The sequence below is a fragment of the Bradyrhizobium japonicum USDA 6 genome, from assembly GCF_000284375.1.
GTDB lineage: Bacteria > Pseudomonadota > Alphaproteobacteria > Rhizobiales > Xanthobacteraceae > Bradyrhizobium > Bradyrhizobium japonicum.
The window spans coordinates 3,815,113-3,840,297 of record NC_017249.1; the positions used below are offsets into that span (position 1 = coordinate 3,815,113).

Sequence of the window (25,185 nt, forward strand, 5' to 3'; positions counted from 1 at the left end):
AGGCATTCGAGGCCGTCTAGGCTGGAATCTCCACGCGGGAAGAGGTGGCCCGTTCCGGCCATCTTGCGCGGAGCAAGTCGAGCTTTCAACCGGCGGAGAGTTTGGCTAAATATTGGGGATGTCAACCGGCCGGGGCGAGCATGATTGAACGGATAAAGAGCAGTCCGAACGCATTTCCGCAGCTTCGGCGGCATCAAGACCTTGTCGAATTTATCAGGGAAGAGCAGCCCGGATTCGTCGGCAAGGTTCTCGATGTCGGTTGCGGACCCGGATATCTTGCCAAGCTGATGAGGGAGGCCGGGTTCCCCGAGGTCCATGGCGTCGACTGGGGTGGCCCTTCATCTCTTATTCCGAATTCCGTTTCTTCCTACCAGCAGGTCGATCTGAATGAACAGAGGCTGGAGGAAGTGGTCGCTTCGAAGTTCGATCTCATCGTGTGCTCGGACACGCTGGAGCATCTCGAGTGCCCGGCCAAAGTCATAAGATCGATGCGAGAGCTGTTGACCGATACGGGGTCGCTCTACGTCACTGTGCCGAACTGCACGAATATATTTCAGAGAGTGAGCTGGCTGCTGACGGGCAACAGCTACCGCTACCGCACCGAACGTCCCGGCGAATTTGGCCACATCTCGCTGTTTCCCTCTTCGGTGATGCAGTCCCTTATCAATCGCGCCGGTTTGAAACAGGTGCGCAAGGGAAAGGGCTATATAGCTGCGGCCGGCTTCATTACCAGCAAGGGCATGAAGTTCAGCGACTTCTGGAGCTATTCGAGCTACTACCACTTCAAGCCGGTTGGACCGAAGCCCGAGTGAGCTCTAGCGGTCCTCGAAATTCGACAGCCGCTGGAGCGCGACGCGAAAACCTTCGCCGTCGTTCTCGTGTCCCTGCCAGATCTCCGGGATGAACGAGGCCTGTGGCGCCTGCCTGTTCAGCACCCGGAATACGTTGCCGAAATCGATCTCGCCTTCGCCGATCTGGAGGCCCTCGCCGTCGACGCCGCGGGCGTCGGCCATGTGAACATGGGCGACGAACGAGCCGATCTCCTCCATGAACTCGTCGAACGACCAGCGGTTCTCGGTGCATGCGAGCTGGGAATGCGAGGTGTCGAAGCAGATGCGCACCCCGAGCTCGCGGCAGCTGCGCGCGATGTCGTCGCTGGAGACGAACAGATTGTGGTAGCGCTGGCCGCCGAAATGCCAGGGATAGGGCGGCATGGTCTGCGGCCAGAGCTCGACCGCGGGATCGGCGAGCTCGCGGACGCTGGCGCGCAAATGGGCTTCGCGAACCGCTCGTTCCTCGGCGGTGAGGAAGCGCGTGGCTGAGAAGCCGCCGACGTTGCAGATGATGCCGACCGGGCCCTCGTTGCGAAAACGCTGCGCCAGCGCCTTGGTCTTGGCGATGACGCGCTTCATCTCCGCGATTGAACGCGTGCGATAGTCGTCGTCCGGGATCGTCAGGTCGAGCACGTGGTCGCCCTCGAACAGTTCCGGCGCGTGCACGATCAAGCCGCACGGATAGCTGTCGGCAAGAAAGTCGGAATCGTTGATGCCGAGGTCGCGATAGCTCAGGTGAAACTCGACGAAATCCGGATTGACCGCTGCGATCAGCTTGTCGGCATCGCGATGGCGCACCGGAACCCCCCAGGGGCGCCTGAAACTGATTTGTGCACCGGCAGCGAGCTCACCGAGGTCCGAGATGTCGGATGGATAGAGCGGCGTCTGCGCGGGGATCGCGCGCGGCGCCTTCCGCCCGATCACCTCGTCGATGCGGTTCGGTGACAGTCCCTGGCCCGGGCTGCGGATCTCGATCATCTCCCGGGTGATCGTCGTACCGGCCGCGATGGCGTCGATGGCGAAGATCGACTTGCCGAGGCTGATGCGGTTGGCCTTCTCGCCCTGGCTGAGGATGCGGGGCAGGGCGCTGCCGAGGGAGTCCTCGACCTGGCGCACACCTTCGACCATGCGCTTGAATTCATGCGGCAGCAGGCTGACCTTGTGGTCATTGCCTTCCTGGTCGCGCGCCAGCGTGAAATGCTTCTCGATCAGGCGCCCGCCCATCGCCACCGCCGCGACCGACACGAAGACGTCGCGCTCGTGGCCGGAATATCCGACCACGCTCTCGCAAAGCTCCTGGAGGCGCAGCATGTATTTCAGGTTGATGTCGCGGAAGGGCGCCGGATAGGTCGAGTTGCAGTGGAGCATGACATACTCCGCACCCGACGTCTGAAGCAGCTTCACCGTCTCGCGAATCTCGTCCTCGGTCGACATGCCTGTGGAGCAGATGATCGGGATCCGCTGGTCGACGATGTGCTGGAGCAGCTCGTGATTGGTGAGGTCGGCGGACGCCGTCTTGATCGCCTTCAATCCGTATGCGCGGCATTTGTCCGCACTGTTGACGTCGAAGGCGGTGCAGAGCGGCTCCATTCCGAGCGAGGCCGAGTAGTCGAAGCAGCGATAGAGGTCCTCGTCGCTGAGCTGGAAGCGGTCGAGCAGGTCGAGCACGTATTCGGTGCCGAGATCCTCGCTCTGTCCCTTCGCCCGTTTGCCGTAGAGGCCGGCCATGTCGCGCATCTGGAATTTGGCGGCGTCGGCGCCGGCCTCCGCCGCCGCCTTGATCAGGGCCATGGCGGCCTCGAGGCTGCCATTGTGGTTGTTGCCGATCTCCGCGATCAGGAAGGTCGGATTCTCTTCGGCGATGGTCCGGCTGCCGATCCTGATACCCTCGCCGGGATGGCGCTGACGGGCGACGCCGACGACGTGGCGCTCCGCGTCGACCAGCGGCACGTAGAGCACATCGCGCAGCAGCCTGTTGGCGGTCTCGCGGTCGCCCGCGACGGCGCTGCGGACGCGCCGGTTGCAGAGGTCGCCGACCGCGGCCTGCACGCCCGACGCGGCGCCCGCGCCGATCCATCGGATGATGTCGCCGTTCGAGAGGCTGCCGAGCAGCCGGCCGCTGCCATCGACGCAGAACACGATCTCGCGCCGGTTCGCCGCGACCTTGCTCGCCGCCTCCTGGATGGAGGCGTCCTCGTGCACCAGATAGCTCTGGAGGTCTCTGTCGATGATCATCCTGCGATGTTCCTGCGGAACGCGGTCTCAAGCATCTCCCAATCGGAGAGCTCGTCGAGCTCGATGCTGGTGCTTTCGTCCATCTCGTGGACGACGATCTTGCCGTGAAGGCGCGCGCTACGCCCGCGCAGCCGATCCACGGTCGAAATGTAGAACGCGCCGTTCTCCATCAGCGTGCCATTCCATTGCTGGCGCAGCGGACGGTTCGACGGATCATAGTTGATTGGCGTGCCATCGTCATTCCAGAAGAACCGTCGGGTCCTGACGCAGGTGACGAGCGAGTCCGCTTTGCTTGACACGAAACGAGAAATGGCGTCCGCAACATCGCGGCGGGTCGTTTGCGGGCTCGTCGCCTGCGCGGTGATGAGATAGGGCTCCGAGATGTCGCAGGCGTCGATCAGGTCGTAGATCGCCTCTTCGGTCGTGGAGTTGTCGGCCGCCAGATGGGGGGGGCGGGGATGCACGAGGATCCGGGAATCGATCGACCTGACCACGGCGGCGATCTCCTCGCTGTCGGTCGACACGAAGACGCGCGAGACCATGTCGCAGTCGAGCAGCGCGCTCAGCGTCCAGGCGCAAAGCGGCCGGCCGCAGAACGGTTTGACATTCTTGCCGGGGATCGATTTGGAGCCACCGCGCAGCGGAACCAGGGCGACAAAGCTCGGCTTGCTAGACAACGCGTTCATTGAATCTACGTTCATCCATGCCAGGTGGGATCACCGCGGCAAGCGGTGCAGTCTCGGCGGTTGGCACGCCCCCTCCGAAAATGTCGCGCGTGCCCGTCCGAAAATCGAAAAACCGGAGGTATTTCCAGCTCTTATCTCCCGCGACGCGCTGCTTGGTCGACCTCGATCAGCAGTCGCTAGATACGGCACGGGGCGGGATCGTGCAAGGCAAACGGCGGTCCGGGAGCCCGGAATTGCCTCTTCCGACGGCTCGGTGGCGTGGCCCGAATGTTGAGCGTTTCGCTTAAATGATCGCGTTGTTGAGGGGCGCAGCCTGAGTGCTTTCCCCCAAGGTCCCGTCGGACGGATCGTGTTTGGTTTCCGATGCGAGCAGGGCTTCGTCCGGAGCCAGCTCAACTTGCTTCGCGGGCGGTGCAGTAACCTGAGCGCACGCCAGGTCAGCAGGTTGCTCCGGGCTTGCGAGAGGCCTGGTACGCGTACCGGGCGCTATCTCGACGGTAGCGTCAGATGAATATTCATCTGAGATGTCTTCGAGAACGGCATTCGCGCAAAGTCGAAAGCTGCGAACGCGAGATGGAAGAATGGCGTTAGCGGATTTTTCAGTGATGGCCTGTTCGCGGAGACGTCGGCGAGCCCGAGCAACTTCAATTCGTTGATGGCGCTGACAGTCCAGAACGGCGCGCCTTGAGTATACTTGCATTGCAGGACTTCGAAGCCGGCCTCCTGACAGTGGCGAATGAGACTTTCCCTTGTGAACAACACGAAATGACGGGGCGTGTGAAATCCACCCCAGGAGCGGTTCCTAAACAGCCGGGCATCGAGAGAATCGTAATTTGGCGTCTTGATCCAAATCCGTCCTCCGGGTTTCAGCAGGCCGCGAGCCTTTTCCAGGAGTGCTGCAGGATTGGGAACGTGCTCCAGCAGATTGAGCATAAGGATCAGATCGAACTGCCGATCAGTCTTGAAGCCCTCCACCGGCGTGAGGTGAAATTCGTGTCCCTTTGCTCTGGCGGCGTCCTCCGCACCGGCGTCGATGTCGACGACCGTGGTGTGGGTTACGCGGGGGTCAGCTCGCTTGAGAGCGTCGAGAAGCCATCCACTGCCGCCGCCCACGTCCAGGGCGGACAAGGCATTTCCAGGAATTTGACGGGTGATGGATCTGAAGGCTCTGTCGTCGAGGAAGTTCTTGATCTTCAGCGCGATGGAGTCTGCTTCGGAAGCATGGAAAGAATAGTAGTTGGACGGGTAAATTTCATTCAACCGGTCGAAAAGCATCGGGTGAATGAAGACGATGTCGCAGCCGGTGCAGCGGTAAAACGAAAACGTATCCGGCGTTGTAAAGTACTCAACGTCATTGGCATTCGCGAAGTGGCTGACATCGGTTCGCGTGCACAGGGGGCAGCACGGGGGAGAGCTCATTGTGTTTTGTTTCTCGTGACGATGACGTCAGCCCGAAGAAGGCCAAGGAATGTATTGATATAGCTGGACCGACGCATCTCGATGATCGGGGCGATATCTGTATCGAGCAGATAGGCCTCGAGCTGATGGAGGTTTGTATAGGAGACCTGGGGCTCCCAGTGGTGCAAGAGATGTCGATCGAACCCGGCGGCGCCGAATAACGAGGAAAAGACGCTTGGGCCAAAGACCCGGGTGTAGGCTCCATGGTCTTGTTCGAAATAGTCGATGTGCGGGTCGGCGTTGGGGTCACGGTGTTCCAGCAGTTGCCGTAGCGCCCCGAGAAACGGAAAAACCATGCCGATGCCGAGGATCCATGCAAAGCCGAGCGTGTAGAAGCCAAACCAAAAGCTGGCGCCGACGATCGTGCCGTGAATTGAAAGGCCGATCAGCAGCAAGAACGTTTCCCGGGTCGTTCGGGCCTTCCCGGCGCTCGTTCGTCGCTTGGAAAGCACCTCGATCGACCGCAGCCCGAACAGGCTCTTGAAGATGAAAAGCAGATTCAGCGGGAAGAAGTAGCTCATCTCGCTATCGTCTTTTTGGCCGAGTGCACGGTGGTGCTGGAAGTGAAAAGGCCTGTACGACTGGACGGAAGTACCAACCATCCATGCGATCAGAATATCGCACAGCAGATCGCTGGTCTCTCTACGTTGCGCCAGATTGAAGTGGGCGCCTTCGTGAATGAACAACTGCAGATAGGCGACCCAGAATCCGACCGCCAGGGCACCGCCCAGCGTCGCGATCCACGGAGGACATCCATAACGAGGAGCAATAGCGGTAGCGAGCGCCGTCGCTAGCAACGCGGCGTATCCAAGCGCGATGTCGGCCCATACTCGAACGTACGAGGGCTTCAGGGTCTTCAGAAAATCCAGATAGCGCTGGCCGCTTCGATCAACGAGGACCGGCCGCAGCGTCTGGAATTTTCTCGAGTAATCCATGTCCGATCGGATCGCGACCAGGTCCTCGTTTTCCTCGCTCTTCAAAGGATATTCTCCCTGGCGCGACAATTTAGGCAAGGCTTGTTAGGCAAGGCTTGCCTCGTCCGTTCGCGCGCCCGCTACGCCCGCGCAAATCTATAGAATTTCCGCAACTGCAACTCAACCGGTTATTGCCGCGGCAACCGTCGCTGTTCCCGCGCCGACGCCCGACCGCTCATGCCGAGGGGGCGCGCAGCGCGGCTTCGCGGGCGGCGCCGGGGCGTGCGGACGGGGCCTGCTCGTGCCGCCGCGAGCTTCATGAATTCCGCCGCTTTGCGGTCAACGCACTGGTCGCAGGGCCCGGAATTGGCTATTTCGACAGTCCCGTATCGACGAATTGCTCAAGCGCCTCCGATACCGGATTTTAGAAGGACGTAGCCTGCGTGCATTCCCCCCGCCGGACGTGTTGGGTCGAGCCTCCGGCGTAAGCCGGGCGCCGGTTGAAGCCAACTCCATTTGCTTCGCAGCGATCTTCACGTGGGCAATGTCGGCGACATCGGCGATCGCATGCGCAATCGTGCGTTGGCCCCTGGGAAGCCCACACTGGCTCGCGTTCGTGAAGGCGTTTCTGCTGTTGGCAGCGGCCGTCTCCTGCCTGCTTGTACTGAGTTCCCGGCGTCACCAGGGTGCAAGCCATGCCGGCGTGGTCCTCTCGGTCATCGCCATCGTCTTTCTGCCGTGCCTTGCCTGGTTCGGTCGGGTCTTTGCCGACATCATCACCTACCCGGTCTTGCTCGGGATGGTGTTCCTGGGCGTGCAACGTGCCGCCGGGCTGGTGCGCCGCATGGCGCCGCGGATGCCGGTGCTGGCAGTCGTCTGCGGCTGCGGCGCCGGGATCGGCTACTTCTTCGTCGTGAACTCCAGGGGGTATGCCACTGTCCTCACGCCGGAACAGGCGGCAACGGGCCTGCAGCACCTCGACACGCTATATCATGCGTCGATCGCCAACATGCTCGTCAACTTCGGACATTTGAGCACGGGCTTGGACGGCTTCATGCCCATGAAGTATCACGTGCTGTCCCACATATGGATGGGATGTGTCGGCCTGTGGCTCGGCGTCACCACGCTCGAGAGTTACTATCTTACGGCGCAAATCATCGCCATTCCGTTGCTCTTGTTCAGCTTGATCATGGCGGGCTTGCTGTTGCGGCGCTCGGCGGAAGGATTGAGCGACAGCGCGCTAGTCACGCTCATTCCGCTCCTGCTTCTGATGATCGCCGATCTCTGGGGATGGACTTCATATCTGGTTTCCGAAAGCTATTTCATCTCCCTTTTTCTGCTCTTGCTTGCTTTACCACTGCTCCCGGAGATCGCCGACGAGAGGTCACCGCTCGGACCTCCCCTGACAGCCCTTGCGGTCGCGGGAACGTTGGTCTTGTTCTCAAAGATTTCGGTCGGAGTGATTTTCTGGGGCGCCGCAGGATTTTTGCTGTGGCGGCGCCTGGGACTTACTCTTTTGAACTTCATCAAGGTTGCCGCCCCAATCGCTCCGCTGGTCTGGCTTGCGAGCGCGATCGGCTCTCCCGAAGCCGGTGAATACGTCCATGCACTGAGACCATTGGCTTTCGTGCGAGAGTTTCCGCGCGGTTCGCTGCCGAACATCGTGGCCAATCTGGTGCTGTTGTATGGCGCCTCGCGCCTCTGGCTCTCAGGCACTTCGGCCGAGATGCGGCTCGCGGAGGCATTGGCACTCATTGCGATGGGGAGCCTTGCCCCGGCTCTCCTGCTCGATATCATCGGAGGCTCGGCCTTTTATTTCGCGAATGTCGGGACCTTCGTCTGTATCGCCTTTTTGACAGCCTACGGCGGTTCGATGCTCGAAAGGCGAAATCCTCGGGCAATTCGTCCCGCGGTGATCCTGATCTTCATCGCTGTCGTGGCGCTCGCTACGAACGAGAAGAGACGCAGCCCCATCGAGTTGGTGAGACAGTTCCAGGAATTGCGCGCCCGGGCCCACACACTCGCCGGCAGGGGCGAGGCGGCCCCGTTGTCGACCTTGCACGCAACCGCAGCGCTGCTTGCGCCTGGCGGCAGCCTTCGCGGAGAGATAGGCGATGATGTGAAGCACACGCCGGGAGGGCAGTCGATCGAGACGTTGCGCTCCTTGAGTGGAGGGCAAACGCATCAGACCGCCGTGTTCGTGGCGCCGGACAATCGGCCATTCTGGACGACCTATATCGACTGTCGCGGCGACCCGTTGATTGTTCCTGCAGTCCTCGGCGTGCCCATGCTCAAGGGGATCAACCCCGCCGAATTCGGATGTCCAAAGGACAGGTATTATCTGGGGGCGCACAACGCTGAAGACGCGGTCTCGGACGTTGCAAGCGATGATCAGCTTTGCGCTCGGGCGGCACGATGGGGGCTGGGCAAGATTTTGGTCCTTTCCACCCCGCAAGTCGGTCGCAGGCTAAGCTGTGCCGTTCCGCGATCGTGAGCCTGCAACAACGTCCGGTGCGCGGCCGCGGTCACGGGCGTTTGCTTCGGTATGATTTCGGGGCCGACGAAGACCATGTCAGGGAGGCCACTGTTTCGCTTGGAACGCGGGCGATCTCAGAGGGCCGCGATGATCCGCAAAAATCGCCTTTCGGCAGCGCATAGTAGCTTTGCCCGGTCTTGCGAAATCGGAGCGTCTTGCTCGTCAGCCAAAGTCGCGGTGATCGCGATTCGCGCGACGCCCGCGAGCTGGCTGATGGCCGGCAAGAGCTGTTGGCATGTGGTCTTGGGAAACAAAGAGAGATCGATGATCAGCCGCGATTGGCGTTTTTGTAGAGACATGGGTCCGGCGTAGGAGACCAGCCGCCGCCCGGCGATCAGGTTCGGAGGAACTGCGACCCCCGCGCGTTCCAGGGTCGGATAATCCAGCACCCCATCCGGGAGGGCGTGCCCCACGGTTCGAAGGGCGTCGATGAATGACGCAATATCCTGCAGTGGTGCGGTGGATCGCTCAGCGGCTTCACCGTCGATCTGCTGCTCACGGCAAGCTTCCGGCGATTGCGGATCTCCCGTCTTCTCGAACCGGTAGGCGATCACCTCGGGCGTCGATCCGCGAAGTTCGCAGAGAGAGCCGCGGGCCCTGAGCCGCTCGAGAATGGCCTTTTCGAGCGAGCCGAGGCTCGCCTCGTCGCGACGTCTGACAACCAGATCTCCGGTCGCGAGCGTCACGTCGGTCGCCAGGATGCGTGCATAGATCGCCGGCACCAGTTCATCCGAAAAAGTGAAGGATCGCGGCCAGGTGTGCCACTTGTTCGCATACATCAGTGTGATGTCGCTGAGCATCTGCTGCGTATTCGCGCCTTCGCCGAGCAGCATGGTGACTTTCGGCGAGTTCGCGGCGTACCGCTCGATCAGGTGCTTTGCATCCGCAATGATTGCACGGTCGTAGTCATCCAGGGACCAGGGATTGTCTGTCGAACGTAGAGCAAGCTCGCGATCGACTTTCCCGCGCAAGGCCGTGTACAGGGCGGCGGGGGTACAGCGATCATGATACCTGCACTCACCGGGGAGCAGCGAGTACGGTGAGTCGATACGAAACATGTAGAGGCAGGAGAAGATCGAGGCCCAGAGCACGGCGACGGTCGTCAACGCGGTCAATATGCCCGCCACGCGATCTCCGTCCAGCGCACGGTCCGCCAACCAGAGCGCGGTGGGAATGAACAACAACGCGAACGGCAAGAGAGCGATGGCGACGGTGTAGTCGACCGATCTGGCCGCGAAATAGGAACCCGTAATGGCCGTCAGGATCGCGGCAGGCAGCGCGTGGCGCAGCCAGGTGTCGCTCGTGGCGTGCAACGCGCTGCGCTTGTTGTCGAGCACCAGCAGCCAACAGCCGGCTACCGCGATCACGACCCCGCCCAGGATTGGAATCCAGCCCCAGAATGTCGCGTCGAACGGTATGGACCAGAACTGCCCAATCGGGTTGTAGCTCGACAGGAAGCCGAGATAGACGTCGAAGGCCGGCCAGCTGCCCGCCGCGAGCAGTGTGCCGACCGACAGCGCAGCAAGTCCCGACATCATGATCACGGTGGCGATGGCGAGGTCCTTCGCCAGCCTGGCGTAGCTCCGGTCACGGAGATTGCGCAAGGCGAGCGAGCCGGAATAAAGGGCAAACGTGCCGACGAACGCCTCGATGCTCCACAGGCCCGACAGAAAGCCGGCCAGGAAGACGAGGGCGGAATGCCGGGCGCCGGTTCGAGCGCCAATCCCAACGGCCATGAGCAGGATGGGGAGATAGCGCGCTCCCAGCACCGACGGTGCGGCGTTCACGTTGCCCTGGCCGCCGTCCCACGCAGACAGCCAAAACAGGATGAACACCAGCCCGAACCAGACCGCGCTCATCCGGGCCCTGGTGGATTGCCAAAGCGCCGTGATGAAAAGAGCGTAGAAGAGCAGGTTGCAGAACTGGATGGCGACGCTGGCGACGGCAAAGGACGGTGGCCCGAGCCGAAACGCAAGGTAGGTGACGAGGACGGGGCCCGGTCCGTACTGGGAGAAAGTGTCGACCATCAGCGTGCCGCCATGCAGGAGATGCAGGGCAGGACCCATCACGGTCATGTAGTGAAACGGGTCGCCGGCGAGCGAGAAGTCGAAACTCAGGACGGTGCTGGCGACGAGCGCGCAGACCAGGGCGACCCGCTGGGTTAACCGGAGTTGGGCGGGCTGGGTCGCAGCAAGGTGTCGTTCGAGCATCAGAAGGCATGCGCCGACTGTCACGAGGAGGACTGCAGTGAATATCGCGAGCAGCAGGCTCGACCGATCCGGGAATCCTCCGGGCAGGGTGCGAAACACAAAGTCGAACAGGGGACTGAAATGTCGATGTCCCGGTCCGATCCTGAACAGGACGATCACGGCAGCCGCGAAAGCAAGCACCAGCGCGACCGATGGCACAGCCCTTGAGCTCGCTCGCGCGATGATCGAACGCGCCTGATCGAGCACCTTGTCGCTCAAGCAGGCGGCGAGCAGCAGCGCGGCATAGACGAACACCACGATCCTGGCTGCATGCATTCCGGCCCTGTACCAGAAAGTCACACCGTTGCGGGCGGCCCATGCCGCCAATGCGACAAGAACAAGGCTCGTCAGCGCCGCGACCGCACACCACACGTTCAGGGCTTCGAAAGAACGTCCCACTCCGGGCCAGCGGCGATCAAGCCAATATTGCAGCGTCACCGTAGATACCGGCAGCACCAGAATGCCGGCGAAAAAGATCAGTATCGTCCGCTGTCGCGAATCAATCGCCAGCAGATCGCCGAGCACGATCGCGACGAGAATGCCAAGCAAGGTCAGGGCCGCGCTCGACAGCAGCGGAGCAACGTCGTCGAGCCAGCTGCTCGACCGATGCCGCGCGGCCTCCCGGTAGGGCTCTTGCACGTCTGCCTTCATGCAACCTTTCCCAAAGCCTCAGGCGGATGAGGCGAGGAGGCGATGCATAGTGCGCCTTGCCGCAATGGTGATCGGAGAGGGGCGCGGCCGCACGGTGTCGGGCGACGGGCCCTACGAGGGCACATGAGCGGCCATGCAGTACTGCGCCCCGAGCGGCAGCCAGCCGAGGCTCGCGTCCAGCTTGTGAAAGAAGGGCGTGTCGAACGGAGTGAATATGATGAACTGCCGCTCGATATCGACCATGCCGGCGGCGCGGAAAAGCTTGGCGAGCCGGTTCGAACGGAGCAGCACGGCATTCTGGTCGAATGGACAGGTCCTGACGATCTTCTTCGTCAGCGGATTGAGCGGATTGTGCTCGATGATGATGACGAGACCTCCCGGCCGGACCACGCGAGCCGCCTCTACGAGAAAGGACTTCCAATCGTCGGGCGGCACATGATGCATGACGGCAATGGCAAAGGCGATGTCGAAGGTGCGAGCATCGTAGGGAAGCCGCGTGCCTTCATAGACATCGTAATGGACGTCCGGATTGTCGGCCCTGGCTTCCTCGATGACCGTGCCAGCGACGTCGATTCCGGTCAGCTTGATGCCGGGTTGCGCAGGCCTCAGATGGGGATGAATGAGGCCGTGTCCGCAGCCGATATCGAGAACATCGAGAGGTTTTGACGAAGTACCGTTCTGCGACCGGACCTTGGAGAACGTGTCCAGCAGATAACGGGCCTTGGCGCGCGTGAAGAAATCCTGGGGCTGGCCGCTGAAGGCGATCGCATCGTCGATTTGCGCGCTATAGCCGTCGCGATATTGGTCGAATTCCGTCATCAAGCTTGCCCCGTTCCGGTTCGGCGGAGGATTTCGGCTGGCGCCCGGGTGTCCCCTGGCGCTGCCGCCCCTAGCGCCAGACGGTCTAGTGACGCGCTGGGCACGTTGACACTGTACTCGATCACGGTCGTCGGCCGCGACCGCACCTGGTTGTAGATGCGCCCCACATACTCGCCGATGATCCCGAGGAAAATGGCATTGAGGCTGATGCCGAACAGCAGCAGCACGGTTGTGGTTGCGAAGCCTGCTGGCCAGTCGACCCCGAAGAACAGCCGCGCGAAGATGTAGAAGAAGCTGCCAAGGCACGTCAGCATCGAGATGCCCAATCCGACGAACGCCGCGAGGCGGAGCGGGAAGATCGAGTGTGTGATCATCCCGTCGACAGCGAGCGCGATCAGCTTGGCAATAGGAAACTTGCTGACGCCCGCCTGTCGCGCTTGGCGGTCGTAGGGCACGCCGACCTGCTTGGTGGCCAGCAGCGAGGTCAGGCCGCGCGTGTAGGGTGCGACGTCATTGATCAGGTGCAGTTGATCCAGAACGGTACGGTCGATCAGCCTGAAGTCACCGCTGTCGAGCATCAGATTGTCGTCGGACAGCCTTTTCAGCAGTCGGTAGTAAAATTGGCGCGCCCATTGCAGCGGCTTGCTCTCCTGCCGAAACCGCCTGATGCCGACGACCACGTCGTGGCCCAGCTCCCACAGCTCAAGAAATCTGGGGAATACCGTCGGTGGATCCTGGAGGTCGCAGTCGATCTGGATCGCGGCGTCACCGGAGGCCAGACGATAGGCTGTGAGCACGGACCTCTGGAATCCGAAGTTTCTGGCAAATCGTACCGCGCGCACGCGAGGGTCTTTGGCCGCCAGCTCGGAGACAATCGCACTCGAGTTGTCGGTGCTGTGGTTGTCCGTGAAGATTATTTCGAACGCATAGCGATCGTTCATCTGTTCGAAAACATCGCGCACGGCGCCATAAGCCCTGCGGATGTTGTCTTCCTCGTTGAAGACAGGAATCAAAATGGAAATGAGCTTGCGTTCAGTGTCAGAAGACGTCCCGCGCATTTCGTTCGTTGTCCTGTCCGTGGCTATCGGTATTCGGCCGAGAGTTGATGCCGGCGAAAAGTTGCTAGTAACAGATGTGGCGCATCGCGCAAAGCCATCCCCACCCGCCGGCGGCAAATTACGTAGCGTTCCGAAGGGCATATGCTTGATTAATGGGGAGCTTTCCAGTAAGGGTCGCCCGGCGCGCCTGATGTCGCACCCCCACTCGGGAAGGTCGTCTTCCAGAAATTTGCAGTATCTCGTTGTTGCAATTAAGGTTCCGAATGCCCAACGCATCACATCACGACATTCCGACCGGGAAGCTGACACGCTGCCAGGTTTGCGGCTCCGAACGACTTGAGCTTGTCATCGACCTCGGCCATCAACCGCTCTGCGATTCGCTGCCTTCAAAGGCGCAACTCGATGGCCCCGAGACGAGCTATCCGTTGCGTCAGGTCTGGTGCCGTGATTGCTCCCTGTCGCAGATCGATTATGTCGTTCCTCCTGAGGTTGTCTTTCATCCGGAATACCCCTACCGCTCCGGTATCACCAAGGAGCTTGCGATCTACCAGGATGCGTTCGTACAGGACGCGGTCGCGGACCTCGGGCTGAAGCCGGATCAACTCGTTGTCGACATCGGGTCCAACGACGGAACGCTGCTCTCCGGCTTCAAGCGGCGCGGCATGCGGGTGCTGGGCATCGAGCCGACCAACATCGGTCGCATCGCGCAGGAGCAAGGCATCGACACGCTGCAGGCGTTCTTCAACGAGGAAACTGCCCGCAAGGTGGTTGAGACGCACGGTCACGCGAAGGTCGCGACTGCCACCAACGTCTTTGCGCATGTGGCGAAGCTCGGCGGCTTTATCCGCGGCCTCGAGCGCTTGCTGGCGCCCGACGGCGTCTTCATTCTCGAAAACCACTATCTGCTCGACGTCATCGAGGGCGGGCAGTTCGACACGATCTACCATGAGCACCTTCGCACCTATTCGCTGAAGTCGATCGTCAAGCTGTTCGAATTCTACGACTTCACCTGTGTCGACGCGCAGCGCGTCAGCCGCTATGGCGGCAATATCCGCGTCTATGTGGCGAAGGGCCGGGGACGTCCGGTCAAGCCCGCGGTCGCGGAATTGTTGAAGGCCGAGGATGATTTCGGTCTCTCGCGGCCCGAATGCTATGAGGCTTTCCGCGCGCGAGCCGAAAAGGTCAAGCTCGACCTCCTCCAGCTCGCCCTCGAAGCCAACAAGAAGGGGCTGAGCTTCGTCGGCAATTCGTGCCCTGGCCGCTGCAGCACCTTGCTGAACTATGTCGGCATCGACCGCATGCTCATGCCGTACATCTGCGAGCAACCGACCTCGCTCAAGCTCGGTCTGCATTTGCCCGGAAAGCAGATTCCGATCGTCGACAACGAACGGTTGATCCGCGAGCAGCCGGACTATGTCGTGCTGCTCGCTTGGCACTACGGTCAGCCCATTGCCGAGCAATTGCGCGCCAGGGGATTGAAGTCGAAATTGGTCATGCCCTTGCCCGAGGTCCGGATATTGCCGGATTGAGCAATGCGGCGGCCGTCAAGCCGCCGCATGCGCCGCTGCTCCCTGGAGGACGCAGCAATGATGATTTCGGCTCGGGCACTCTGCCGTCCGCGAGGTTTGGTCGTCTCCAGGCGGCGGACCTGATTTACGACGACGTCCTTGCCTTTGCCGCTCGATCAGATTGACGACGATTGTCACGCAGCTGACCGAACAAGAGCTTCTACCGGCTCGCACCGTGCGGACGCGAAAGGAGTTTTGATGAGCGGCGTTACGGTCGCCTTGGTGGGGGCGGACGGTGGGGGCGAACGCATGCCTCCGTCTTGGCTCAGCTTTCCGACCGGACCGCACGCATCCTGTGGGTCTCGCGGCACAACAAGGCCGCGCTAGAGGCATTCCTGGCCGATCTTGCGGGAGCGGGTGATCGATTCACGGTGGTCGACAGCCTGGATGTGGCATTGGCTTTGCGTCCTGGCGCCGCCATTGTCGCGACTCCTGCTGGCAATCACGCCGAGACCGCCGAGCTCCTGCTGCGCAGCGGCGTTCCGACCCTGGTCGAGAAGCCACTGGCCCTTGGTGTGGACGAGGCAAGGCGGCTTGTCGATCTGGCAGCCGAGCGCGGTATTCCGCTTCTCGTTGGTCTCCACCTGATGACGGCCCCATTCCTGCTTCACTTCTTGCGCCTTTCCGCGGGACGGGCGGTGTCTGCGATCGAACTGGAGTGGCTGGATCCGGAGCAGGAGATCCGGCACGGCGTCGTCAAGTCATCTAACCTGACGACCCACAAGGTCGACGAGATCGTCCCCCATCTTTGGTCGATACTGCATCTGATCGACGACACTGCGGAGCCGCAAACGCGCACGGTGAAGCCATGTGCGCAGGGTGCCGTCGAGGTGGAGGTCGATATGCGCGAAGCTCGCGCAACCCTGCGGTTCGGACGAAGGGCGCCAGCGCGCAAGCGGCGCATCGGGCTTGCATTTCGCGATGGAGGTCATGCCGAGCTCGACTTCACGCATGAGCCCGGCGCAATCATCCTCGATGGAGCTCAGCAACCGAGCCTCGAAACGGACGGCAGGATCGGTCCGCTCGCGGTTGAGCTCGCCGGCTTTCTGGACATTGTGCGTCTGGGGCGGGATGCCTGGTCTTCTCCCCGATCGGCATCCCGTTGCATGGGAGCCGTCGAATTGGCCGAAGCGGTGCGGACCCAATTGGTTGTGGCAGAGGCGGCGGCCGCAGCGGCGCGCCTTGCGCGCGGCGGTTCGATGAGGGATCCCGATATTTCGGCTTGGGTCATAGACAACATCGCGCCGCTTCTGGACGTCCAGGAGCCGCGCACCGAGAACGAGAGGCGAGAGCTCATGGGCCTGATCTTGGACGCGGCCGACATGGCGGGGCCGACGGACCATGTCGAGGACGATAAGCTGCGTCGAACGATGGCAACGATCCGCCGCTCGGACTTCTGCGGCCATTTGAACCGAGGCCTTTAGGCCTGAGGCGCCGCCACTCTCGGGCGTTGCGCCGCCTGACCGCCGCCGGCGAGAGCCAAAATTGCCAAGGCAGCAAGATTTACATCCCCGTCAGTTTCTATAGAAAGCTCCCAAGAGGTCTACATGTATGTGATTGGGATAAGCTCCGGCATCAAGCACGGCCACCACGACGGAGCGGCGGTATTGCTGCGCGACGGCGAGTTGATCGCTGCGGCCGAAGAGGAACGTTTCACGCTGGCCAAGCATGCGCGCGGCGAGCTGCCGCGTGGGGCGATCGGCTTCTGCCTGAAGCAGGCCGGCATCACCATGCGCGACGTCGACTGGATCTGCTCGCCGCTGAAGACCTACACGAACTACACGCAGCGCCTCACCGAATATTTCAGGTACCAGTTCGGTCACAGCCCGAAGATCGAGCTTTACGACCATCACCTCTGTCACGCCGCGAGTTCGTTCTACGGATCAGGTTTTTCCGAGGCGACCGTCGCCTGCTTCGACTTCTCCGGCGATTCCAGCTCCGGCCTCGTCGCCCATGCCCGCGGTAACGACTTCCGCGTGCTGACGCGGTTCGGCCGCAACAACAGTCTCGGGCTCTATTACGGGATGCTGACCCAGTATCTCGGCTATCAGATGACCAATGACGAGTACAAGGTCATGGGTCTGTCGTCCTATGGCAGCCCCGACTATCTCGACAAGTTTGCGAAGTTATTGCGTCCCAACGGCATCAATTACGAACTCGATCCCGAACTCGACAAGCGCCGGCGCGACGCGGAAATCTTCACCAGCGATTTCTCGACGCGGCAGGAGCGCATCTTCACCGAGAAGATGGAGGAGATTCTGGGGCCGCGGCGGCTACGTGGTGCGCCGCTCGACCAGCGGCTGACCAATATCGCCGCGAGCGGCCAGAAGCAGCTCGAGATCGTCGCCACCGAGGTGATCCGCTCCGCGATCGCCGAGACCGGTTGCGGCGACGTCTGCATCGCCGGCGGCGTCGGCCTGAACTGCAAGATGAACATGGAGATCGCGGCCGAGCCGTCCGTGAAGCGTCTCTACGTTCCGCCGGTGCCGCATGATGCGGGCGTGGCGCTGGGCGCCGCGATGATGAAATGCGCGGAGGCTGGCCACACGATCGCGCCGCTGACCCATGCCTATTGGGGACCGGAATATTCCAACGACACGATCAAGGAGACGCTGGACAAGATCGGTGCGCGGTTCGAGCGGCTCGACGATCCAGTGTCGCGCTGCGTCACCGACCTGACGGAGCAGAAGACCGTCGGCTGGTTCCAGGGGCGGATGGAGTATGGTCCGCGCGCGCTCGGCAACCGCTCGATCCTGGCCGATCCGCGCCATGCAGACATGAAGGACCGCATCAACCTCACGATCAAATATCGCGAGGAATTCCGCCCGTTCTGTCCGTCGGTGCTCTACGATCGCCAGGCCGAGTATTTCGAGGACACGTTCGATGCGCCCTTCATGGTGGTGACGTTTCCGGTCAATGAGAAAGTCGCCGAGACCATGCCCGCGGTGGTCCATGTCGACAACACCGCGCGCATCCAGAGCGTCCATGCGGACAGCAATCCGCTCTACAGCCGCCTGATCGGCGAGTTCGCGAAAGCCACGTCGCTGCCGGTCCTGATCAACACCAGCCTCAACATCAACGAGCAGCCGACCGTGAACGCGCCGCTGGAGGCGTTGCATACGTATTTCTGCTCGGGTCTGGACGTGCTGTATCTCGGCAACTATCGACTGTCGAAGTCGAGCTGAAGTTACCGCTCGTCCACGATCACCTTGCCGTCGTTCGGCAGCGCGCCCGGGCTGACCAGCTCGACATTGCCGCCGAGTTTCGTCACCGCGCGCAGGGTGCCTGCAATTTCATCGCGCAGGGCGTCGCTCGCGGCCGCAGTTTCCGCTCGCAGCGTCATCGCATCGGCCTCGCCCTGGCGCATGACGACGAGGCGCAGGCGGCCGAGTGCTGCATGGCGCTTGCCGATCTCGGCGACCTGCTCGGGTCGGACGAACATGCCCTTGACCTTGGTGGTCTGGTCGGCACGGCCCATCCAGCCCTTGATGCGCATGTTGGTGCGGCCGCATTTGCTCGGGCCCGGCATCGCCGCGGTAAGGTCGCCGAGCGCGAGACGGATCCAGGGATGGTGCGGATCGAGCGAGGTCACCACGATCTCGCCGACGTCGCCCGGCGCGACGGGATCGCCGGTGCCGGGTTTGACGATCTCCATGATGAGATCCTCGTTCACCACCATGCCCTCGCGCGCCTCGGTCTCGAAGGCGATGAGGCCGAGGTCGGCGGTGCCGAAAGCCTGGTAGGCGTCGATGCCGCGCGCCTTGATCTCGGCCTGGAGCGAGGGCGGGAAGGCCGCACCCGAGACCAGCGCGCGCTTGATCGATGAGATGTCGCGCCCCGAGCCTGCTGCGGCATCGAGCAGAATCTTCAGAAAGTCCGGCGTGCCGCTGTAGCCGACCGGACGGTAGGCCTCGATCAGCTCGAATTGCTGCTCGGTATTGCCGGGACCGGCCGGGATCACCGCGCAGCCGAGCGCGCGGGCCGAGGCATCGAAGATGAAGCCGCCGGGGGTGAGGTGGTAGCTGAAGGTGTTGAGCACGATGTCATCGGGGCGGAACCCTGCTGCGAACAGCGCCCGCGCACCGCGCCAGGGATCGGCCTGCCGCCCTTCAGGCTCGAAGATCGGACCGGGAGAGGTGAAGAGGCGCGCGAACGATCCCGAGGCTGCCGGCACGAAGCCGCCGAAGGGCGCTGAGGCCTTGTGCAGGGCCGGCAGCTCCGACTTGCGCAGCACCGGCAGGCCCGCCAGCGCCGCCCTGGAGGTCACGGCGGCCGGATCTATGCCCTTCAGCCGCTCGGCGTAGGCGGGTGCGGCCATTGCGCCGCGCAGCACGTCCGGCAGGCGGGAGAACAGCTCCGCCTCGCGCGCGGCTGGTTCGCGCGTCTCGCGGGCGTCGTAATGGGCGGTCATGGCTGGTCTTTCCGGGTTGGCATCCGTTGCACGCCGCCGCCGGCATGGGTATCAGACGGCCAGTATCGAGGCGTGGAGAGGACGCGATGGCGGACGAAGGCATCATTGCGGCGGGTGGGGCGGCGGACGTCGTCGCGCGCCTGAAGCGCCGCATGATCGACGAAGCGCTGCCGCTGTGGTCGTCCGTCGGCTGGGACGATGCGGCAGGCGGTTTCATCGACCGGCTGCAGCTTGACGGCACGGCCGACACGTCCGCGCCGCGGCGCGTGTTCGTGCAGGCGCGCCAGATCTGGTGCTACGCCAAGGCGGCGCAGATGGGCTGGTATCCTGAGGGGCGCGCCATCGCGCTGAAGGGACTGGAGCATCTGCTCAGCAAAGCGAAGGCGCCCGACGGCCGGCCCGGCTACGTGCACCGGCTGGCGCCGGACGGCGCCGTGCTCGACGGCCGGCGTGATGCTTACGACCACGCCTTCATCCTGTTTGCGCTCGCGGCCGTCTACGGGCTCGACCAGGATGCGCAAATTCGCGCCGAGATCGACGCGCTGCTCGCCTTCCTCGACGGCCATCTGCGCTCGCCGCATGGCGGCGTGCATGAAGGCCTGCCGATCTCGCTGCCGCGCCGGCAGAACCCGCACATGCATCTGTTCGAGGCGATGATCGCCTGCTTCGATGCGACCCACGATCTGTCGTTCCAGAACCGCGCCGGCGAATTTTTTGCGCTGTTCCTCGCCAATCTCTACGACAAGCAGAAGCGGATCCTGACGGAATATTTCGAGGAGGACTGGTCCAAGATCGAGCCGGTCAGCGTCGAGCCGGGCCATCAGGCCGAATGGGTCTGGCTGCTGAAAGGGTTTGAACGCATCACGGGTTGCCCGACCGGACAGCGTCGCGCCGAGCTGCTCGCGACCGCGCTGCGCTATCGCGACGAGGCCACGGCTTGCATGGTCGACGAGGGCGATGCCAGCGGCAACATCCGTCGCAGCACGCGCCGGCTGTGGCCGCAGACCGAGATGGCCAAGGCGTGGATCGCGCAGGCCGAGTCCGGCGAGGCGGGCGCTGCGGACGAGGCGCGCGCGGCGCTGGTGCGGCTCGAACGGCATTATCTCAGCCATCCCGTGAAGGGCGGCTGGTACGACCAGTTCGATCGCGACGGCAAATCGCTGGTCGACACCATTCCTGCGTCGTCGTTCTATCATGTTCTCTGCGCAGTCACGGAAGCGGAGCAGGTGCTGAGCTGAGTTTCACAGCCACCGTTTGCGCCGCTTGAAACTCTTGAGGTTCTTGAAGCTCTTGCGCTGATCGCCGGCGCCGCCGAGGTAGAATTCCTTGACGTCCTCGTTGTCGCGCAGTTCGTCCGCGGTGCCGTCGAGCACGACCTTGCCCTGCTCCATGATGTAGCCGTGGCTCGCCACCGACAGCGCGGCGCGGGCGTTCTGCTCGACCAGCAGGATGGTGACGCCGAGGTCGCGGTTGATCTTCTGGATGATCGAGAACACCTCTTTCACCAGCAGCGGCGACAGGCCCATCGACGGCTCGTCCATCAAGATCATCTTCGGGCGCGCCATCAGCGCGCGGCCGATCGCGAGCATCTGCTGCTCGCCGCCTGAGAGATAACCGGCAAGGCCGGTGCGCTCCTTCAGGCGCGGGAAATAGTTGAAGACCATGTCGAGATCGGCATCGACTTCGCGATCCCTGCGGGTGAAGGCGCCGAGCTTGAGGTTTTCGAGCGATGTCATGTCGGCGACAATGCGCCGGCCCTCCATCACCTGGAAGATGCCGCGACGCACGATCTTGTCGGGATCGATGCCGGCGACGGCGGAGCCCTCGAACAGGATCTCGCCACGCGTGACCTCGCCGTCCTCGGTCTTGAGCAGCCCCGAGATCGCCTTCAGCGTCGTCGACTTGCCGGCGCCGTTGGCGCCCAACAACGCCACGATCGCGCCCTTGGGCACGTCGAGGCTGAGGCCGCGCAGCACCAGGATGACGTCGTCATAGACGACCTCGATGTTGCGGACGGCGAGGAGGGGCGGTGCGGGCACGGCGGTCGGGCTGGGGCGGGATGCTTCAATGGTTTGGGACATGAGTTTTCATTCTCCGCTGTCGTCACCCCGCCTTGTGCGCAATTGCGCACTGGGGCGGGTGACCCAGTATTCCAGAGACGCTCGACGTTCCCCGAGAGGCCGCGGCGTACTGGATCCCCCGCTTTCGCGGGGGATGACAGTTGTGCGTGCAGCGAGAGCTAAGCTCACCACCCCAGCAGTTCCGGCTTGCGCGGCAGCTCGATGGTCTTGACCTTCTCGAGCTTGATCGTGCCCTTGGCCATGAGGTCGTTGAGGTCGCCGTCGGTCGCGCCAGCGATCTTGGTGCGATAGAGGTCGACCTTCAGCGTGCCGCGGTGGTCCTTGTCGGTCCAGGTCGAGGCATTGCAGACGCCTTCCATGCCCGACGGCACCCAGTCCTTCTTCTGGTAGAAGCCCTTCACGACGTTGTCGCCGGTGGCGCCGCCGTTCTTGGCAGCCCAGTCGAGCGCTTCCTTCATGTAGAGCGCCGAGCACACGGCGGCGATGTAGTGCACCGGCCGGTAGACTTTGCCGCTGGGGTCGGACATCTTCGAGATCTCCATCACCGTCTTCATGCCGGGCGCATCGCCGCCCCAGCTCACTGCGGTGCGCAGCGGGAAGATCACGCCGTTGGCGGCATCGCCGGCGGTCTTGGCGGCGTTCTCGTCCATGCCCCAGACATTGCCGAGGAACTGGATCTCGACGCCGGCGGTCTTGCAGGCCTTCATCACCGAGATGTTGGAAGCGGCGGTGTTGCCGAGATAAGCGTAGTTGGCGCCCGAGGATTTCAGGCTCAGGCACTGCGCGCTGTAGTCACCCGGGGCGAGCGCGAACACCAGCGGCGGCAGCACCTCGAAGCCGAGCTCCTGCGCCATGGCCTCGCCTGCGGCCTTCGGCGCGTTCGGATAGGGGTGGTTGGCGCCCATGTGAACGAACTTCGGCTTGCCGGGCTTGCCCTTGGCCTTCCAGTCCTCGGCCGCCCACATCAGCATCGCGCGCAGCGAGTCCGAGTAGCTCGGGCCGTAGAAGAAATTGTAGGGCGCGGGCTTGGCCTTGCCGCTGACGCCTTCGGGGTCGGTGAGGGCTGCGGCATAGGAGCCGGAGAGGTCGGGGATCTTGTCCTGGGCGAGGAAGCCGGTCAGCGCTTCGGTGTCCGCGGTGCCCCAGCCCATGATCGCGGCGACCTTGGAGTCCGGCGCCGACCATTTCTTGTAGAGCGCTATCGCGCGCGGCACCTGGTAGCCGTAGTCGTTGGTGTCGACATTGAGCTGCTTGCCGCCGACGCCGCCGTTCTTGTTGACCCAGGCGAAGGTGTCGGCGACGGCTTGGCCGTAGGGCGTGCCGACGTCGGAGGTGCCGCCGGAATAATCGGCGAGATGGCCGATCGCGATCTGCGCCTGCGCGCCGGCCGAGAATGCGGCGATCGCCAGCGCAAGCGATGCGGTGCTCAAAAGGGATTTTGTCTTCATTGGTTGCCTCCTCCTGTTTCTTCGTTGGTTAGAGAGTGGCCCGCGCTCAATGCGAGAACGGGTAGAGTTTCCAGTACGCCTTGATCTGTCGCCAGCGATGGGCGAGCCCGTCCGGCTCGAACATCAGGAACGCGATGATGATCACTCCGATCGCGATCTCGCGCAGGAAGGTGATGTTGGTGTTGAGGGACAGCGCCTTGTCGATCGCGCCGCCCTTCAGGTAGAGGCTGATGAATTCCATCGTCTCAGGCAACAGCACCACGAAGGCGGTGCCCATCAGCGTGCCCATGATCGAACCGGTGCCGCCGATGATGATCATGGCGAGGAACAGGATCGAACGCTCGATGCCGAAGCCTTCCTGGGACACCACGAGCTGGTAGTGCGCATAGAGCGCGCCGGCGATGCCGGCGAAGAAGGCGGCCAGGCCGAACGACAGCGTGCGGTATTTGGTGAGGTTGATGCCCATGATCTCGGCGGAGAGATAATGGTCGCGGATCGCCACCAGCGCGCGGCCGTCGCGTGTGCGCATCAGATTGGTGACGAGGACGTAGCTCGCGACCACATAGGCCAGCACGACATAGAAATATTGCCTGTCGCCGCGCAGGGTGAAGCCGAAGATCGAGAACGGATTGGCGCTGGCCGGCACCGAGCCGCCGGTGAACCACTCCGCGCGGGAGAAGAAGTCGAGCAAGATGTATTGCGCCGCCAGCGTTGCGATGACGAGGTAGAGCCCCTTCAGTCGCGCCGCCGGAATGCCGAAGATCAGCCCGACCAGCGCGGTGACGACACCCGCAAGCGGGATCGCGAAGAACACCGGGATCGGCGCGTTGTTGGAGATGTAGGCCGAGGTGAAGGCGCCGAGCAGGAAAAAGGCGGCATGGCCGATCGAGATCTGGCCGGTGAAGCCGACCAGGATGTTGAGGCCGAGTGCCGCGATCGAGAAGATGCCGATCTGGATCAGGATGCTGAGCCAGTACCCGCCAAGGATTTGCGGCACGAGGCAGAGCAACAGCACGCCGATGATCGCAAAGTTGCGGCTGGTCGTGGTCGGGAAGATCGTGGTGTCCGCCGCGTAGGAGGTGCGGAAATCACCAGCAGGGATGAGGGCAGGGCCGGCCATGGATCAGATCCGCTCGATGTCGTGGGTGCCGAACAGGCCGTAGGGCTTGATCATCAGCACGATGATGAGGACGTAGAACGGTGCGATCTCGTAGAGATTGCCCCAGTGCAGATACTCGCTGTCGACATATTGCGCGATGTTCTCGAGCAAGCCGATGATGATGCCGCCGAGCACGGCGCCGCCGACCGAATCGAGCCCGCCGAGGATCGCCGCCGGGAACACCTTGATGCCGTATGCTGCAAGTCCCGAGGACACGCCGTTGACGACGGCGACCACCACGCCCGCGACCGCCGACACTGTCGCGGAGATCGCCCAGGCCATCGCGAACACGCTCTTGACGGAGATGCCGAGTGATTGCGCGACCTGCTGGTTGAACGCGGTGGCGCGCATGGCGAGACCGTATTTGGAGGCGCGGAAGAACCAGGCCATGCCGATCATCATAGCGACCGAGACCACGAGGCTCATGACATAGACGGTCTGGATCTGAAGCCCGAGCAGGCTGACCGACTGGCTCTCGAACACGCGCGGGAACGGTTGCGGATTGACGCCGAACATCCATTTGAGCGTGGCCTGGAGCACGGTCGAGAGGCCGATCGTCACCATGATCACGGAGATGATGGGTTCGCCGATCATCGGTCTCAGGATCAGGACCTGGATCGCGATGCCGAATACGAACATGAACACCAGCGTCATCGGCATGCCGATCCAGAACGGCACCTGGTACTTCGCAAGCAGCGCCCAGCACACCCAGGCGCCGACCAGCAGCAGTTCACCTTGCGCGAAGTTGACGACCTGCGTCGCCTTGTAGATCAGCACGAACGACATCGCGACCACGCCATAGAGCGTGCCGACCACGAGGCCGTTGACCAGGAGCTGGATGAGGAAGGCGGTATTCATGTCGATGTCCGCGCAAAATGCAGAAGCGATGTCGGTGCACCCTCTCCCCTTGCGGGAGAGGGTGGCTTCGCGAAGCGAAGCCGGGTGAGGGGTTCTCTCGGCAGCAACGGTGCGGAGAGAGGACCCCTCACCCGGGCGAGGATGTGGTTGACTGTGGAGATGCCCTCTCCCTCAGGGGGAGAGGGCGCATCGGCTGGCAACGCGGTCTCGGTTCGAAGCAG

At 62.7% G+C, this 25,185-nt stretch carries 18 protein-coding genes and 1 pseudogene; 7 read left to right on the top strand and 12 right to left on the bottom strand.

The window, feature by feature from the left end:
• Positions 1-44 precede the first annotated feature (44 nt).
• On the top strand, positions 45-812 hold the full coding sequence (locus BJ6T_RS17825) for a class I SAM-dependent methyltransferase (protein WP_141378584.1): 768 nt from the start codon (positions 45-47) through the stop codon (positions 810-812).
• Positions 813-815: 3 nt separating this feature from the next.
• Here the strand turns inward: BJ6T_RS17825 and BJ6T_RS17830 are convergent, their stop codons facing one another.
• The 4 genes from BJ6T_RS17830 to BJ6T_RS17845 all read right to left on the bottom strand — a co-directional run bounded on the left by BJ6T_RS17830 (position 816) and on the right by BJ6T_RS17845 (position 6,192).
• Positions 816-3,068, bottom strand: coding sequence for an N-acetylneuraminate synthase family protein (locus tag BJ6T_RS17830; RefSeq protein WP_014493849.1), 2,253 nt, complete (start codon positions 3,066-3,068; stop codon positions 816-818).
• Positions 3,065-3,754 (bottom strand): acylneuraminate cytidylyltransferase family protein, encoded by a 690-nt coding sequence (locus BJ6T_RS17835; protein ID WP_014493850.1) that lies wholly within the window; start codon positions 3,752-3,754, stop codon positions 3,065-3,067. Before BJ6T_RS17835 ends, BJ6T_RS17830 begins: the two co-directional genes overlap by 4 nt.
• 486 nt (positions 3,755-4,240) lie before the next feature.
• Complete coding sequence (locus BJ6T_RS17840; RefSeq protein WP_014493851.1) at positions 4,241-5,173, bottom strand: class I SAM-dependent methyltransferase; 933 nt, start codon at positions 5,171-5,173, stop codon at positions 4,241-4,243.
• The gene (locus tag BJ6T_RS17845; RefSeq protein WP_014493852.1) at positions 5,170-6,192 is read right to left on the bottom strand and encodes a fatty acid desaturase; all 1,023 of its coding nucleotides are present in this window, start codon (positions 6,190-6,192) and stop codon (positions 5,170-5,172) included. Before BJ6T_RS17845 ends, BJ6T_RS17840 begins: the two co-directional genes overlap by 4 nt.
• Positions 6,193-6,742: 550 nt before the next feature.
• Here BJ6T_RS17845 and BJ6T_RS17850 point away from each other — a divergent pair.
• Positions 6,743-8,620: a hypothetical protein gene (locus BJ6T_RS17850; RefSeq protein ID WP_141378585.1), complete on the top strand. Its 1,878-nt coding sequence runs from the start codon at positions 6,743-6,745 to the stop codon at positions 8,618-8,620.
• Between the two features lie 116 nt (positions 8,621-8,736).
• Here BJ6T_RS17850 and BJ6T_RS17855 read toward each other — a convergent pair whose 3' ends face one another.
• The 3 genes from BJ6T_RS17855 to BJ6T_RS17865 form a co-directional block, all read right to left on the bottom strand.
• On the bottom strand, positions 8,737-11,562 hold the full coding sequence (locus BJ6T_RS17855; protein ID WP_014493854.1) for a hypothetical protein: 2,826 nt from the start codon (positions 11,560-11,562) through the stop codon (positions 8,737-8,739).
• A 111-nt stretch (positions 11,563-11,673) separates the two neighbouring features.
• The gene (locus BJ6T_RS17860; RefSeq protein ID WP_014493855.1) at positions 11,674-12,381 is read right to left on the bottom strand and encodes a class I SAM-dependent methyltransferase; all 708 of its coding nucleotides are present in this window, start codon (positions 12,379-12,381) and stop codon (positions 11,674-11,676) included.
• Complete coding sequence (locus BJ6T_RS17865) at positions 12,381-13,439, bottom strand: glycosyltransferase family 2 protein (RefSeq protein ID WP_014493856.1); 1,059 nt, start codon at positions 13,437-13,439, stop codon at positions 12,381-12,383. The genes BJ6T_RS17860 and BJ6T_RS17865 overlap by 1 nt, the downstream gene beginning before the upstream one ends.
• A 263-nt stretch (positions 13,440-13,702) precedes the next feature.
• On the opposite strand from BJ6T_RS17865, the gene BJ6T_RS17870 reads away from it, so the two are divergent.
• From BJ6T_RS17870 to BJ6T_RS17885, 4 genes and pseudogenes are all read left to right on the top strand, one after another.
• The gene (locus BJ6T_RS17870) at positions 13,703-14,968 is read left to right on the top strand and encodes a class I SAM-dependent methyltransferase (RefSeq protein ID WP_014493857.1); all 1,266 of its coding nucleotides are present in this window, start codon (positions 13,703-13,705) and stop codon (positions 14,966-14,968) included.
• Entirely contained in the window at positions 14,965-15,132 is a 168-nt protein-coding gene (locus BJ6T_RS47270; protein WP_160321078.1) for a hypothetical protein, read from the top strand. Before BJ6T_RS17870 ends, BJ6T_RS47270 begins: the two co-directional genes overlap by 4 nt.
• 111 nt (positions 15,133-15,243) lie before the next feature.
• Positions 15,244-16,431, top strand: a pseudogene (locus tag BJ6T_RS17880) (Gfo/Idh/MocA family protein); the annotation flags it as partial.
• A 123-nt stretch (positions 16,432-16,554) separates the two neighbouring features.
• The gene (locus BJ6T_RS17885; RefSeq protein ID WP_014493860.1) at positions 16,555-18,192 is read left to right on the top strand and encodes a carbamoyltransferase family protein; all 1,638 of its coding nucleotides are present in this window, start codon (positions 16,555-16,557) and stop codon (positions 18,190-18,192) included.
• A 2-nt stretch (positions 18,193-18,194) separates the two neighbouring features.
• On the opposite strand, the gene BJ6T_RS17890 is transcribed toward BJ6T_RS17885, so the two are convergent.
• Positions 18,195-19,418 carry a phenylacetate--CoA ligase family protein gene (locus tag BJ6T_RS17890; protein WP_014493861.1) on the bottom strand — a complete coding sequence of 408 codons (1,224 nt, stop codon included), beginning with the start codon at positions 19,416-19,418 and terminating at the stop codon, positions 18,195-18,197.
• An 86-nt stretch (positions 19,419-19,504) separates the two neighbouring features.
• Here BJ6T_RS17890 and BJ6T_RS17895 point away from each other — a divergent pair, with 86 nt between their 5' ends.
• Positions 19,505-20,656 carry an AGE family epimerase/isomerase gene (locus BJ6T_RS17895; protein ID WP_014493862.1) on the top strand — a complete coding sequence of 384 codons (1,152 nt, stop codon included), beginning with the start codon at positions 19,505-19,507 and terminating at the stop codon, positions 20,654-20,656.
• A gap of 3 nt (positions 20,657-20,659) precedes the next feature.
• Here the strand turns inward: BJ6T_RS17895 and BJ6T_RS17900 are convergent, their stop codons facing one another.
• The 4 genes from BJ6T_RS17900 to BJ6T_RS17915 form a co-directional block, all read right to left on the bottom strand.
• On the bottom strand, positions 20,660-21,499 hold the full coding sequence (locus BJ6T_RS17900; RefSeq protein ID WP_014493863.1) for an ABC transporter ATP-binding protein: 840 nt from the start codon (positions 21,497-21,499) through the stop codon (positions 20,660-20,662).
• A gap of 164 nt (positions 21,500-21,663) precedes the next feature.
• Positions 21,664-22,947 carry an ABC transporter substrate-binding protein gene (locus BJ6T_RS17905; protein WP_014493864.1) on the bottom strand — a complete coding sequence of 428 codons (1,284 nt, stop codon included), beginning with the start codon at positions 22,945-22,947 and terminating at the stop codon, positions 21,664-21,666.
• 46 nt (positions 22,948-22,993) lie between these two features.
• Entirely contained in the window at positions 22,994-24,067 is a 1,074-nt protein-coding gene (locus BJ6T_RS17910; protein WP_014493865.1) for a branched-chain amino acid ABC transporter permease, read from the bottom strand.
• A gap of 3 nt (positions 24,068-24,070) precedes the next feature.
• The gene (locus BJ6T_RS17915; protein WP_014493866.1) at positions 24,071-24,964 is read right to left on the bottom strand and encodes a branched-chain amino acid ABC transporter permease; all 894 of its coding nucleotides are present in this window, start codon (positions 24,962-24,964) and stop codon (positions 24,071-24,073) included.
• Positions 24,965-25,185: the final 221 nt, after the last annotated feature.

What these genes read in the sequence shown, in the direction of transcription:
- BJ6T_RS17830 (WP_014493849.1), bottom strand. Translation starts at nt 3,068, where the DNA reads ATGATCATCGACAGAGACCTCCAGAGCTATCTGGTGCACGAGGACGCC.
- BJ6T_RS17835 (WP_014493850.1), bottom strand. Translation starts at nt 3,754, where the DNA reads ATGAACGCGTTGTCTAGCAAGCCGAGCTTTGTCGCCCTGGTTCCGCTG.
- BJ6T_RS17890 (WP_014493861.1), bottom strand. Translation starts at nt 19,418, where the DNA reads ATGACCGCCCATTACGACGCCCGCGAGACGCGCGAACCAGCCGCGCGC.
- BJ6T_RS17865 (WP_014493856.1), bottom strand. Translation starts at nt 13,439, where the DNA reads ATGCGCGGGACGTCTTCTGACACTGAACGCAAGCTCATTTCCATTTTG.
- BJ6T_RS17910 (WP_014493865.1), bottom strand. Translation starts at nt 24,067, where the DNA reads ATGGCCGGCCCTGCCCTCATCCCTGCTGGTGATTTCCGCACCTCCTAC.
- BJ6T_RS17905 (WP_014493864.1), bottom strand. Translation starts at nt 22,947, where the DNA reads ATGAAGACAAAATCCCTTTTGAGCACCGCATCGCTTGCGCTGGCGATC.
- BJ6T_RS17840 (WP_014493851.1), bottom strand. Translation starts at nt 5,173, where the DNA reads ATGAGCTCTCCCCCGTGCTGCCCCCTGTGCACGCGAACCGATGTCAGC.
- BJ6T_RS17915 (WP_014493866.1), bottom strand. Translation starts at nt 24,964, where the DNA reads ATGAATACCGCCTTCCTCATCCAGCTCCTGGTCAACGGCCTCGTGGTC.
- BJ6T_RS17900 (WP_014493863.1), bottom strand. Translation starts at nt 21,499, where the DNA reads ATGTCCCAAACCATTGAAGCATCCCGCCCCAGCCCGACCGCCGTGCCC.
- BJ6T_RS17855 (WP_014493854.1), bottom strand. Translation starts at nt 11,562, where the DNA reads ATGAAGGCAGACGTGCAAGAGCCCTACCGGGAGGCCGCGCGGCATCGG.
- BJ6T_RS17895 (WP_014493862.1), top strand. Translation starts at nt 19,505, where the DNA reads ATGGCGGACGAAGGCATCATTGCGGCGGGTGGGGCGGCGGACGTCGTC.
- BJ6T_RS17860 (WP_014493855.1), bottom strand. Translation starts at nt 12,381, where the DNA reads ATGACGGAATTCGACCAATATCGCGACGGCTATAGCGCGCAAATCGAC.
- BJ6T_RS17885 (WP_014493860.1), top strand. Translation starts at nt 16,555, where the DNA reads ATGTATGTGATTGGGATAAGCTCCGGCATCAAGCACGGCCACCACGAC.
- BJ6T_RS17870 (WP_014493857.1), top strand. Translation starts at nt 13,703, where the DNA reads ATGCCCAACGCATCACATCACGACATTCCGACCGGGAAGCTGACACGC.